Raw genomic sequence first — 14,108 nt, forward strand, 5'->3', positions numbered from 1 at the left:
ACCTTATTATCTATTATTTATTTTTAGAGTTGAAAAAATATATAAAATATTTATTTGTAACTACGCTCCTCATAAGTTCTGTGAGTTTGTTTTCCGGTATCATCGGTAAGACAGATTCCTTTTTTGCTTACGCTGACCAACTGCAATCACAGGATACAGTGCCCCGTTATCCGGTAAAGAAAACGCAGATAACTACATATAAGGATCTTAAAGATAATACTCCTGCCGATCTCAAAACTCCGTCTAATATTGAGACGTCGGTAGAATATGACCCCAATACAAAACTGTACATCTTTCGCACCAAAGTAGGAGACCAGGAAATATCAACGCCTTTTTCACTTACCCCTAAAGAATACATGGACTATACGTTGAAGCGTTCTATGTCCAACTATTTTAAGGGAAAGAATGTGGAAACCTACGACAATAAGGATGAAAAAGATGAATTTTCATTGAAGGATATAAAGTTGGATATCGGGCCGGCCGAAAAACTCTTTGGCCCCGGAGGTGTAAAGGTAAGGACACAGGGATATGTGGAGGCTACGATGGGTGTCAAACATACAAGTACGGATAATCCTACTCTGTCGGAACGTAACAGGAGTAAAACAGCCTTTGAGTTTAATGAAGATATACAGATGAATGTAACGGCATCTGTAGGCGATAAGATCAATTTCGATATGAATTATGATACAAAGGCGTTGTTCGATTTTGATTCTAAAAAACTAAAATTGGCATATGAGGGAAAGGAAGATGAGATAATAAAACGTATCGAAGCCGGAAACGTAAGCATGGCAACGACCAACTCCCTCATTAACGGAGGTACATCACTTTTCGGTATCAATACCGAACTACAGTTTGGCAAATTGCGTGTCAATATGGTCGTATCGCAACAAGAGTCCGAATCTCAAACGACAAGTTCGAAGGGTGGTATCCAAACCAATGAGTACGAATTCAAAGCCGACCAATACGATGCCAACAGGCATTTCTTCATATCCAACTATTTTCGTGACAATTATGATAAGGCAATGTCTAAACTGCCTTTTATTCAGTCGCCTGTCAATATCACTAATATTGAAGTATGGGTGACAAATAAGAGGGGAGATTATACGCAATCCCGTAATATAGTCGCATTTGCCGATATAGGTGAACATACAAAAATCAAGAATAATAAATGGACTGCAACCATAGGAAAACCGGACAATCCTGATAATGATGCAAATAATCTATATGCTACCATTAAAGCGGAAAAACCCGGAGCCAGGGATATATCCCAGATCACGGGTCTGTTTAGTGGATATATACAAAGCGGCCTCGATTATGAGAAAATAGAGAGTGCCCGGTTGCTGACTCAGGCTGAATATACTTTTAATCCGCAATTGGGTTATATATCACTTACCTCGGCCCTGCAAGCCGATGAAGTGCTTGCAGTAGCTTATACATACAGAGCTAATGGTAAAGACTATCAGGTGGGTGAACTGGCGACTAACATTGTAGATAAATATGATTCCGGGAATCCAAAATCCGGAGCATTGTTTGTAAAGCTGATAAAGCCCGTCTCTCTTTCTCCTCGTTCCTACACTTGGGATATGATGATGAAGAATGTATATAAGGTAAGTGATAATGCTGTTCAGCAAGACCATTTCAGGTTGAATATATCTTATCAGTCAGACACTATCGGCACGTATATAAATTACATTCCGGAAGGTAATATCAAGAATGAATTGCTGTTGAGAGTCATGAATCTCGACAGGCTCGATTCCCGCAACAATGAAGTAACGAATAAAGAAGGTGCTAAAGGTGACGGTATCTTTGATTTCGTTGAAGGATATACCGTTAAGTCGCAGAACGGACGTGTTTTCTTTCCTGTGGTCGAGCCTTTTGGCTCTCATTTGAGACAGAAGATAGGAAACAATTCCATTGCTGATAAATACGTCTATCAGGAGTTATATGATTCCACGTTGACTGTCGCCCAGCAAATCGCAGAGAAGAATAAATTCAAAATATCAGGTTCGTATCGAGGATCGGGTTCCAGTAATGCCGAGATAGACCTTAATGCCACCAATATACCTCAGGGTTCTGTGAAATTAACCGCAGCCGGAGCTACTTTGGTCGAGGGTGTGGACTATATAGTCGATTATATAGCGGGAAGGGTTACTATTATCAATCAGAATTTGCTGGATTCCAATACACCGATACAAGTTTCTTCCGAGGGGAGAACTTTTAATATGCAACGAAAAACTTTGCTGGGACTTAATCTGAGTTACGATATCTCAAAAAATTTCAATATTGGTGGTACTATTATGCACTACTATGAGAAGCCTCTGACGATGAAAACACAGATTGGAGACGAGTCTGTGAAAAATACTTTGTGGGGGCTGAACACATCCTACAAAACAGAATCGATGTGGCTGACAAATCTTGTAGATAAATTGCCATTTGTAGAAGCGACACAGCCATCTCAGATTTCGTTCAATGCCGAGTTTGCCCAGATGATACCCGGACATTATCAGAGTAAAGAAGCGGGAGGATATTCTTATTTGGATGATTTCGAATCATCGCAATCGCGGATAGATATAAAAAATCCTTATGCATGGACTTTGGCTTCTACTCCTTTTGGTGCTAAAGGTAAGGATAATAAGGTATTATTTGAAGAGGCGAAATTGAGCAACCAGATAGAGTATGGAATGAACCGGGCTATGTTATCATGGTTTATGATAGACAATCTTTTTACCCGTAAAGGCTCATCTCTGACACCTAATCATATAAAAAATGATCAGGACCAATTATCCAACCACTTTGTACGGGAGATCAATATGTATGAGATTTATCCGAATAAGGATGTTCCTTATAATGAATCGGCGACTCTCCCTGCATTGAATCTGTCTTTCTATCCTAATGAGAGAGGTCCTTATAATCTGGATGCAACAAATATAGATTCGGACGGAAAGCTGAGAGATCCGGAAACCCGTTGGGGAGGGATTACCCGCCGTATGGATGTACGTGATTTTGAAGCGTCGAATGTAGAGTATATAGAATTCTGGCTGATGGACCCGTTTGTTTATGACAAGACGGCAAAGGGAGGCGATTTATATATAAATCTGGGTGAAATATCAGAGGATGTTCTTAAAGACGGTAAGAAATTCTTTGAAAACGGACTTCCTGTCAATGATGATCCCGATGCTGTGGAAACTACGGTATGGGGTAAAGTACCAAAACGCCAGTCGACAGTATATGCCTTTGATGATAATGCCGGAAGTGATGCCCGCAGGAAGCAGGATGTGGGACTGAACGGGTTGAGCACAGCAGAAGAATTTATATTTGGTACATATAGTAAATACTTACAGGATTATGACGCCAAACTATCAGCAGCAGCAAGAGAGAAATTAAAGGCTGACCGGTTTTCACCACTGAACGACCCTGCCGGGGATACTTACCATTTTTACCGTGGGGCAGATTATGACCGGGATGAGGTAAGTATACTCGATCGTTATAAATATTATAACAATACCGAAGGAAACTCCCCTGATACCAAGCAGACTTCAGAGAGTTATTCTACCGCCGCCCGGCCTGTACCTGATGTGGAGGACATAGATCAGGATAATACATTGAATGAAACAGAAGCCTATTTTCAGTACAGGATAGAGCTTGATCCTAAAAAAATGAATGTCGGCGAAAATTATATAGCCGATAGCCGCAAAGTGGAAGTTCCGCTTCGTAATGGTACGACTGGAGAAGTGACATGGTATCAGTTTAAAGTACCTGTACGCCAAGGTGAAAAAATAGGGAATATATCGGATTTTAAGAGTATCCGCTTTATGCGCATGTTTATGACCGGTTTCAATCAGACTACATTCTTGCGTTTTGGTACATTGCAATTGGTCCGTGGCGATTGGCGCGCATACGAACAGACCCTAAATAAAAATAATGAGCCATCGGGAAATGGTACTCTCGATATTGCGACAGTAAATATAGAAGAAAATTCGGACCGTAAGCCTGTCGGTTATGTACTTCCTCCGGGGCTCAGCCGTGTTACCGACCCCGATCAGGCACAGATGACAAAGGAGAATGAGCAATCATTGTCTATGCGTATACATGAGCTGAGTGCTGGAGATGCGCGTGCGATTTATAAAAATACATATTATGACCTCAGACGATATAAACGCTTACAAATGTTTACCCATGCAGAAGAACTTATCGATGGGGAGAAATTAGTAAGAGGCGATTTCACGATATTTATCCGTCTGGGCTCCGATTATAAAAATAACTATTACGAATACGAGATACCGTTGGTGATAACTCCGGAAGGTTCAACTGACAGAAATGTAGTATGGCCTAACGAGAACATGTTCGACTTCCCATTGGAATTACTGAAAGATGTAAAATTGCATCGCAACAGGGAGAAACGAAAAGCCGGTTCTACAGTTTCATATACAACACTCTATTACGAGTATGACCCCGATAAGCAAAACAACAGGGTAAGTGTGATTGGTAATCCTTCATTATCCGAGATCAATGTGATAATGGTTGGGGTAAGGAATAACAGCACAGTGGTCAAGTCGGGAGAAGTCTGGATAAATGAGCTTCGCCTTACCGACTTTGATGAGGAAGGCGGATGGGCTGCACAAGGAAATCTGAACGTTGCTCTATCCGACTTAGGGACAATAAATTTATCGGGACGGAAAGAAACTGTTGGATTTGGAGCTTTGGATCAGAAACTGATGGAAAGGCGTTCCGACGATTATCATACATATAGCATCGCTGCTAATATAGAATTAGGTAAATTCTTTCCGGAGAAAGCGAAAGTAAGCCTGCCTTTATATTACTCATATTCTAATCAGACAACTACTCCAAAATACGATCCATTCGATCAGGATGTTACACTTAAAGAGGCATTGAGCATAGTGGAAACCAAGGCCGAAAAAGATTCAATAAAGAGTCTGGCGCAGGAGAAAACCACAACGAAGAGCATCAGTGTGAATAATGTTAAGGTCAATATTCAGAGTAAGACTCCCATGCCATACGATCCGGCAAACTTTAGTTTCGGCTATTCATATAGCCAGAGTGAGACGAAGAATCCAACTACGGTATATGATGTGACTAAAAATTATCGGGCGACATTCAATTATGCATATAGTCCGATGGTGAAGACTTGGGAACCATTCAAAAATGCAAAGAGTAAGTCCGGGGCTGCGAAGTTTGCCCGGTCATTAGGCTTTAATTATCTTCCGTCTCATATCGCCTTTAATTCCAATATTGTACGATACTATACCGAAACAGCCTTGCGTGATATAGAAAGCTACAGGCTTGGCGGGGGAACATCCAGCGAATTTTTATCATGGAGCCAGTCTTTCTTATGGGACAGGGATTTTAATATCGATTGGGATTTTACCCGTAACCTGAAATTCTCTTTTCAATCGGGGACCAGAGCCGAAATAGAAGAACCATACCTGCAAGTGAATAAAAAACTGAACAGGGACGACTATGATACATGGAAAGATGCTGTTATGCGTAGTTTGAAAAGCCTTGGAGACCCGCTATCATACAGGCAAACAGTAAAAGTTACCTATCAGCTTCCGTTCAAGAATATTCCGGCTATGGATTGGGTAACGTCTAATGCCGGTTATACGAGCGGCTATCAGTGGGATCGCGGAGCTAATATAGATAGTGTAGAGATTGGCAATACCATAAGTAATACAATGACACTGGATCTGACAAACAGATTCAGTATGACCGCGCTGTATAATAAATCTTCATTTTTGAAAAGAGTAAATGACCGTTTCGATGCGAAGAGAAGACCGCAATCTCCTAGCCAGCGTGAACGGGAAAAACGTGAGCCCGAAAGGCGTCGCTTTACACAGAATGTATTGCTACAAAGAGATACAACTGCAACAATTACGCATGGACTCAATACAAAAAATATACAGGTAACCGCAAGAAAAGACGGAAAGCCATATACCGTGAAATTTAAAAAGGTAGATGAGAATACAATCCGGATAAATAATAAAGACTCTGCTGATATACAGCTGAGTATTGAGGGAAGATATAGAGAAACCGGAACATCGAAACTGTTACAGGATATAGCAGAATATTCAGCGCGTGGGCTAATGTCGGTGCGCACATTAGGGTTTAATTACTCAAGGCATAACGAAACGTATATTTCAGGTTTCAAACCGGGCATAGGTGATGCATTCGGTCAGAAGGGTTCCGATTACGGAATGGTTCCGGGACTTGGTTTTGCTTTCGGACTAGAGGGCGGTGATGATTTTATACAAAAGTCGATAGACAGGGACTGGCTTGTAGGCAATGTTATGAATGTCTCCCCATCGGTATTTAACACGGCCGAAACATTCGAGTTCAGAGCGCAGATAGAACCGTTTAAGGACTTCAAGATAGAGTTGAATGCCAAACATGAGAATAATAAACGGACTGAAGTTCAGTATACTGTTTTAGAAGATGGTACTCCGAATACCTCGAGAACATTCGGCGGCAACTTTTCTATGACTACTGTGGCTTTGTCTTCAGCTCTTAAAAGCAGCAATGCCGGAAATGATTACTATTCGGCAGCTTTTGAAAAATTCCTTGTAAACAGGTATCGTATAAAAAACAGACTTGAGGCTAAATATAGAAATACTTCTTATCCCGGCGGGGGCTTTATCAGCGAAAATACTCCGGGCCTTATCGGTCAGCCTTATTCGGCTGCCACAGGCGAAGTCGATGTTAATTCCGCAGATGTGCTTATTCCGGCATTTATATCTGCTTATACAGGGCGTAGCGCAAATAATATCGCGCTCACGGCGTTTCCGTCCTTGTTATCTATACTGCCTAACTGGACAGTGGCATATGATGGGCTGACTGGCATCCCGCTTATAAAAGAGAAATTTAAGAATTTACGGCTCAATCACGCATATACCTGTTACTATCAGGTGAGTAATTATAATTCTTTCTCAAATTGGGTACAGGCAGATGACGAACTCGGATATATACGTGATATCCTCAGTGGAAATCCGGTGCCGTCTTCACCATACAATATATCATCGGTCGGTATATCCGAAGTGTTTAATCCTCTATTTGGAGTCGAGGGTACACTGAATAATAATATGACAATCAATACACGTTATAATAATGCACGTACTTTAACCTTAAATATGTCATCTTATCAGATCATAGAATCTCTGCAAAAAGAATTTGTAGTCGGATTCGGATATCGTATCAATGAATTCAACCGTCTCATAGGACTGAGCCAGAAGTCAACAGGGCAGTTCAATAACGATTTGAATATAAAAGCAGATCTGTCGCATAAAACAGTTGAAGCCTTGCTTCGTAAGATTCAGGAAAATTTTACGCAGGCAACAAGTGGCACGACTATTGTAACGTTAAAAATATCTGCGGATTATGCAATGAGCAGGTCTTTGACTTTGAGAGCGTTCTATGATCGTATCCTCAACAGGCCATTAATTTCATCGTCGTCATATTCGACAACAAACAGTAATTTTGGAATAAGCTTAAAATTTATTTTGCTACAATAAAAAATATTTATAAGCTTGCATAGAAAAAATATTTCCTTTATGTTTATTTTTTCAAATGTTAAACAATATCTTTGTGTTAATTGTTAAATAGTAAAATCGAGACCTATAAAATTTATTTAATTAAAGTAAGCAAGTCTTGGTAGAATAGAGAGGCTAAAATGAAAAAATCGACAATATGGATACTCGCCGGAATAATGGCATTTGCGTTCTTTGGCCTATTGTACTTACAAATAACCTACCTTAGAGAATCGATAAGGATAAGGAGTGATCAGTTTAATGAAATTATAAACAGAAGCCTTTTGCAGGTTTCTCGTAGTTTGGAACTCGATCAGACACAGAAGTATCTGAATGAGGCATTTCTCGAGAATCAGAAAAAACAGGCGGCCGCTTATAACAGATCATTATCTTTGCAGAATCAGATGCAGGAAGAAACAGTAACGCATCAGCAAAGAGTGAAGATGACAGCTCCCGATATGGAGATAAACATGGAGTTGAATATGTCGACCACTACTCAAACTCCGAAGAGTCAGATTTTCCAGTCGCCGAGCAAAGGTGGGACGAATGCTATATCGAAAACGATATTCGGTATGCAGGATGAACAAAAAAAGAAATATCTTTACGAGAGCGATATAATGAACGAGGTATTGAACCGTATTATAAATACGGCAAGTAATATACCTATAGCAGAACGGGTGAATTTGAAATCGCTTGAGGTTCTTATCAGAAACGAGATAAAAGGGAATGGGATAGAGTTGCCATTCCAGTACGAAGTGGTGGATAAAAACGACAAGCCGATATATCAGCAGCCGTTTTTTACGATGCAAAACAGGAAGGACTATTATTTGCAATCGTTGTTTCCTAACGATCCGCAGGATAAGGTTACATACCTGAAGGTATATTTCCCGGATAAGGATAAATACTTGTTTAGTGAAGTAAAATTTCTATATCCGTCAATTTTGTTTACCTTTATATTGCTGGTAACATTTATTATAATCATTTACATCACATTCCGCCAAAAGCGTTTGTCGGAAATGAAGAGTGATTTCATGAATAATATGACACATGAACTGAAGACGCCTGTGTCAACAATCTCATTAGCAGCACAAATGCTTAAAGATGGCTCCATCACGAAGTCTCCGGAAGTTTTCAAACATATATCAGGCGTGATAAATGATGAAACCGAACGGCTAAGTTTTCAGGTAGAAAAAGTTTTGCAGATGTCTCTTTTCGAGAAGCAAAAAGCAACACTGAAAATGAAAGAACTGGATGCCAATGATGTTGTTGTAAGTGTAGCTAATACTTTCCAGATAAAAGTCGAAAAATTCGGAGGTAATCTGGATATCGATTTGGAAGCCACAGAATCAGCTATTGAAGCAGATAAAATGCATTTTACCAATGTGTTATTTAACTTATTAGATAATGCAGTGAAGTACAGAAGAGAAGATGTACCGCTGGAATTGATGATACGTACATGGAATAGCAATAATAAACTATATATCTCAGTAGAAGATAATGGTATAGGTATAAAGAAAGAATTTGTAAAGAAGATATTTGAACGTTTCTATCGCGTATCTACAGGCAACCGGCACGATGTGAAAGGCTTTGGTCTGGGATTGGCATATGTGAGGAAAATAGTTGAAGATCACAAAGGAACTATAAAAGCTGAGAGTGAATTAGGTAAAGGCACCAAATTTATAATCTGCCTGCCTATAATGAAGAATAATGAGCAACTCAAATAAATTGTATGTAAATAAGTAAGTTATGGAAGAAAAATTGAAATTATTTTTATGTGAAGATGATGAGAATCTTGGTATGCTGCTAAGAGAGTATCTTCAGGCAAAAGGTTATGACACTGACCTTTACATTGATGGGGAAGTTGGATACAAAGGTTTTGTAAAAGAAAAGTATGACCTATGTATTCTGGATGTGATGATGCCTAAAAAAGATGGTATCACTCTGGTAAAAGAAATCAGAGCAATCAATACAGAAATTCCGATCATATTCTTAACAGCTAAGAATATGAAGGATGATATCCTTGAAGGCTTTAAGGCCGGAGCTGACGACTATATTACAAAACCGTTCAGCATGGAAGAGCTTGTTCTTCGTATCGAGGCTATTTTCCGTCGTGTAAAAGGAAAGAGAAGTAAAGAACAACAGGTTTACCAATTCGGTAATATGAACTTTGACACTCAAAAGCAGATTCTGACTATCAATGGTGAAAGTACTAAACTGACTACCAAAGAAGCGGAGCTTTTAGCTTTGTTATGTGCTCATGCTAACGACATATTGGAAAGAAATCATGCCCTGAAACAAATCTGGGTTGATGACAACTATTTCAATGCCCGTAGTATGGACGTATATATCACAAAGTTGCGTAAGCTGTTGAAACCGGACCCAAGTATTGAGATCATCAATATCCACGGTAAAGGTTATAAACTGATTGCCCCTGTGAACGAGGAAGAAGGAGCTGAATAATATCAGTCCGAATATAGAGTAAAAAGCCGGTATTAACCGGCTTTTTTTATTTAGTCAATAGCCTTTTTCCGCAAATACTTTGTCAGATATTCATTGAATACGATACCAAATACGATGAGGAATAATCCCAGATATGTAGTCACGTATATTTGCTCTCCTAATACCAAATGGATCAGGAAAAGGGAAATAAACGGCGATAGATAGCACATCTGATTCACCAGAGCCGGATTATTCGTTTTCCTTATAGCCAGTCCGAAAAATATAAATGGTATCCCCATCTCAAAAGCGCCTACATAGATACTCGATAATACTCCCGGTACAGAATTCAGACTGACTCCTGCAAACAAAGCTCCTATCAGTAAGTATAACGAGCCAAACAGGAAGCTGAGGAACAATGCGATTATTCCATCCACTTTTTTATTCTGATTGTTTACTATCCAATAGCTTGCCCATAAAAATGCACTTAAGAAAGCGAGTAGTAATCCTGTAATAGGTAAACTCTGTCCGCTTATACCACCCGAACCTAACGATATAAGAGCTACTCCTCCGAGAGATAGTGCCATACCAATATACTTCATCTTGGGTATTGGCTGGCGGGCAATAATAGCCAGTAAAACGAGTAATACAATCGGCCAGGCATAGTTTATCGGTTGTGCCACTTGCGCATGCAGTAAAGCATACGATTTAAAAAGGACCAGATAGTAAGCCACGGGATTCAATAAACCGACCAATGCAAACCATCCCCACTGTCTGGCAGGGAGAGTTTTCAGGTCAGTCCATTTTTTCAGTATAGTCATTGCTATGCTGAATATGAGCAATGCCGTAAAACTGGCAACCAAAAGCATCTCAAAATGAGAGAAATACTTCAGTGCCATTTTAAACATCGTAGCTACTGTAGACCAGCTTAATACGGCAATGCCACCATAAATAAGCGCTTTATTGCTATCCTGCATCGTTATCTTAATGCTTCTACTTCTTCGGTAGTCAGTGGTATCTTTTTACCTAACCTGCGAGAGCCTGTTTCTGTAATAAGGAAATCTTCTTCGTTACGCAATCCGCCAAAATCCCTGTATGCCTCCAGCTTGTCGTAATTGATAAATTCTTCGAATTTCTTTTCACCTTTCCATAAGTCTATCAGTTCGGGTATAAAGTAGACGCCCGGTTCGATAGTGAGTACAAAACCCGGTTCGAGTTTCCGTCCCAGACGTAACGATTTTCGTCCGAACTGTGTACTTTTGGGCTCTCCGTTGTAACCTACCCAAACTTCACCCAGATTTTCCATATCATGTACATCAAGCCCCATCATATGTCCCAGTCCGCACTGGAAAAACATCGCATGAGCGCCGGCTTGTACAGCTTCGTCCATATCACCTTTCATCAGGCCCAGCGATTTCATCCCTTCGCAAATAACCTTTGCCGAAAGTTCATACACTTCTTTGAATGGAATGCCCGGCCGTAATGCTTCTACCGATGCAATATGTGAAGCTACCTGAATATCATATACATCTTTTTGGCGGGACGAGAATTTCTTTCCGGCAGGTATGGTAGACGACATATCGCCTGCATAACCCATTTCAGTTTCTGCTCCGGCATCGATCAGGAACATGTCGCCTTCTTTTACTGTATTTCCGTGATAATGATTATGCAATGTTTGTCCGTTTACTGTGGCGATAGTAGGGAAGGAGAGCCTTCCTCCGGCTGCATAGGCTACTTCTTCCAGTGCTGCCATCACCTCATATTCTTTCATCCCTACACGGACCTTCTTTATCGCGGTAATGTGCATATCGGCTGTAATATCACAGGCCTTTTCTATTTCAGCGATTTCTTCTTCCGATTTATAGATGCGTTGATTTACCACACCCTGAATAAATGGGAGGGAGGCCTCTTGTTGTGCAGGTTTAACACCAGTCCAGTCCATTAGCCTGAGTTTATGTTCCGCCCTGTAAGTTGGCAGGTAATGTACTTTCTGTCCTTTAGTTACCGCTTTTGACAGATAACTGCCTAATGATGAATACGGTTGAATATTTGCTACCCCGATTCTTTCACTTTTTTCCTTTAATGTAGGTTGTGTGCCCATCCATACTATCTGGTCGATAGTAAGCTCATCTCCGAAGATAATCTCCTTATCTTCGTCTATATTGATAACGGCTGCTAGTCCGGCATATGGAAGCCCGAAGAAATAAAGGAATGTGGAATCCTGACGGAAAGGGTAGGTGTTATCTTCATAATTCATTCCGGATTCGTCGTTTCCTAGGAACAAGAGAATGCCCGAACCTATTGTTTTTTTCAATTGGTTGCGGCGGCTGATGTAAGTTTCTTTTGAAAACATAATATTATTATTTTATATTGATTACTAATTTATAATTTTCTCACCGGGTTAACAAGGTATGAGTTAATAAAAAGCTGACAAACTTTACTCATTTTTACAGTCATCGGTAAACAGTTAGCAGAAATACAGTTCTTCAACTTATTACTCATTACTTGTTAAAAGGTAACAAAGGTAACACATTTGTCAGCTATTAGTTGATAGCTTTTAACCAATAGCTTATGTACAAAACCTGACAAACTTGACACATTTTCCACTATTTTCTATCTGTCACTTTTTACCCTCATTGTAAGGTGGGGGATTGAGGGGGCTTATTCATTTTTTCAAAGAGCTATCAGCTGACAGCCAAAGGCTATCGGCTAATAATATAGATAAAGTTTTCAAATACTGATCGGCATAATATATGAAACTTATATTTCTTTCTGATAAATTCTTTTTGTAGCTATATATTTGGCAGAGATTACAAATGTTTGCCAGCGAGGGTATTCATTTTATTTAAGTCTGCCTTTTAACTTTTCAATTTCCTCTTTCCAATGTCTCCTGCCGTTAACAACAAATTTTTCTGTTTGTCCACCCATCGTTATAATTGCAAGTCCATTGGGCACAAGTCCCAGTGTATTATAAAAACCTACTTCTTTTATTTGTTCTATCTCTATGATGAGTCTATGGTTTTGAATGTTGAATTTATGAGATTGAAACTGAAGTTTGTCAGTCAGTAAGTAAAGTTTTCCACCAACAGCTTCTCCTTTCATAAAGTGATTAGCATCTCCGGAATGAACAATTACTCTGCCATCAGAATCTTCAATCTGTGTTTGTCGTTTAACTGTCTTAGAGGTTACAAAGAAATACATTCCTGCTCCAAAGAGAAGTGCTGCAATAGATGCTGTAATTAAAGCGTGATCAGCGCCAAACAGAAATACAAAAAAAGCTCCAAATAAAAGCCCAAAGGCAAGTCCTGCCAAAATGGTGTTTTTAATTCTTGTCATATTTTATCTTTGTTTCTAAACCGTTCTTAATTGTTTATATGATGGGCTGCCGTTTCCCCCCGGTGGTATAGCTTATAGATTATTCTATAAACGATTTAAATCTTTCAAGATCAATGCCTGAAAGATTTAAATCGTTATAATTAAGTTCTGTTTAAATGCGTATAGACGGTTCTCTGGTGCCGGATTCTTATTTCAATGCCGATTCGCTGAATTTTAGAACTTCACGTACCGAGTGCGCCCAGAAATTGCGAAGGCCGAATCCCTGCGCCTTACCATCAGCTTTCCAGCTATCGATAATATTCCGGGTTTTTATATCAAAAAATACAACATCGAAGTATCCTCTGTTCTTTGCCTTACTTAATCTTTCGGCTATAATGATAACTCCGGTACCATCACTCTCTTTTACCGAAAGGGATTTTACAATGTCTTTTATTGTATTGTCCTCCAGTTGATATGCGGCATCTGTAGTAAAAATATCATCGGCTTTGAGGTCTGATATACGTGTTTTAACACCATCAATATAGACACCCAGAACTCGTTTTTTCAAATATTTTGCTACATCGTATTTCTTGGCTTCTGTAATGAATAGATTGTTGATATCCTGAAAAGCATATTTGAAATGTTCACCGGATTCTTTTGCACCATATACCTTCGCATGGGAAAAGTCAACGCCATAAAAATTGATGGCTTCAATGTCTTTTAAAAGCTCTTTTTTCTGGGCAAAACTACATACACTAACCAGTAGGGCAATAACTAAAACTAATTTTTTCATATAAATAAAATTTTATTAGTGATTTT

The 14,108-nt window shown here is 39.5% G+C and carries 7 protein-coding genes; 3 read left to right on the forward strand and 4 right to left on the reverse strand.

Annotated elements, in window-relative coordinates:
• Window positions 1-29: 29 nt before the first annotated feature.
• From sov to rprY, 3 genes are all read left to right on the forward strand, one after another.
• Window positions 30-7,523, forward strand: a complete 7,494-nt coding sequence (sov, locus tag HMPREF9455_RS19515) for a T9SS outer membrane translocon Sov/SprA (RefSeq protein WP_044216839.1) — start codon at window positions 30-32, stop codon at window positions 7,521-7,523.
• A gap of 158 nt (window positions 7,524-7,681) precedes the next feature.
• The gene (locus tag HMPREF9455_RS19520) at window positions 7,682-9,262 is read left to right on the forward strand and encodes a sensor histidine kinase (protein WP_006801483.1); all 1,581 of its coding nucleotides are present in this window, start codon (window positions 7,682-7,684) and stop codon (window positions 9,260-9,262) included.
• Between the two features lie 22 nt (window positions 9,263-9,284).
• Window positions 9,285-9,998, forward strand: coding sequence for a response regulator transcription factor RprY (gene rprY / locus HMPREF9455_RS19525; protein WP_006801484.1), 714 nt, complete (start codon window positions 9,285-9,287; stop codon window positions 9,996-9,998).
• Between the two features lie 50 nt (window positions 9,999-10,048).
• On the opposite strand, the gene HMPREF9455_RS19530 is transcribed toward rprY, so the two are convergent.
• From HMPREF9455_RS19530 to HMPREF9455_RS19545, 4 genes are all read right to left on the reverse strand, one after another.
• Window positions 10,049-10,951, reverse strand: a complete 903-nt coding sequence (locus tag HMPREF9455_RS19530) for a DMT family transporter (RefSeq protein WP_006801485.1) — start codon at window positions 10,949-10,951, stop codon at window positions 10,049-10,051.
• 2 nt (window positions 10,952-10,953) lie between these two features.
• Complete coding sequence (locus tag HMPREF9455_RS19535) at window positions 10,954-12,327, reverse strand: aminopeptidase P family protein (protein WP_006801486.1); 1,374 nt, start codon at window positions 12,325-12,327, stop codon at window positions 10,954-10,956.
• Between the two features lie 488 nt (window positions 12,328-12,815).
• Window positions 12,816-13,310 (reverse strand): hypothetical protein, encoded by a 495-nt coding sequence (locus tag HMPREF9455_RS19540; RefSeq protein ID WP_006801487.1) that lies wholly within the window; start codon window positions 13,308-13,310, stop codon window positions 12,816-12,818.
• A gap of 187 nt (window positions 13,311-13,497) precedes the next feature.
• Window positions 13,498-14,082: a hypothetical protein gene (locus HMPREF9455_RS19545; RefSeq protein ID WP_006801488.1), complete on the reverse strand. Its 585-nt coding sequence runs from the start codon at window positions 14,080-14,082 to the stop codon at window positions 13,498-13,500.
• Window positions 14,083-14,108 lie beyond the last annotated feature (26 nt).

The organism is Dysgonomonas gadei ATCC BAA-286, assembly GCF_000213555.1.
GTDB classification, from domain to species: Bacteria; Bacteroidota; Bacteroidia; order Bacteroidales; family Dysgonomonadaceae; genus Dysgonomonas; species Dysgonomonas gadei.

Coding starts and splice junctions, on each gene's coding strand:
- HMPREF9455_RS19530 (WP_006801485.1), bottom strand. CDS start 10,951: ATGCAGGATAGCAATAAAGCGCTTATTTATGGTGGCATTGCCGTATTA.
- rprY (WP_006801484.1), top strand. CDS start 9,285: ATGGAAGAAAAATTGAAATTATTTTTATGTGAAGATGATGAGAATCTT.
- HMPREF9455_RS19545 (WP_006801488.1), bottom strand. CDS start 14,082: ATGAAAAAATTAGTTTTAGTTATTGCCCTACTGGTTAGTGTATGTAGT.
- HMPREF9455_RS19540 (WP_006801487.1), bottom strand. CDS start 13,310: ATGACAAGAATTAAAAACACCATTTTGGCAGGACTTGCCTTTGGGCTT.
- HMPREF9455_RS19535 (WP_006801486.1), bottom strand. CDS start 12,327: ATGTTTTCAAAAGAAACTTACATCAGCCGCCGCAACCAATTGAAAAAA.
- HMPREF9455_RS19520 (WP_006801483.1), top strand. CDS start 7,682: ATGAAAAAATCGACAATATGGATACTCGCCGGAATAATGGCATTTGCG.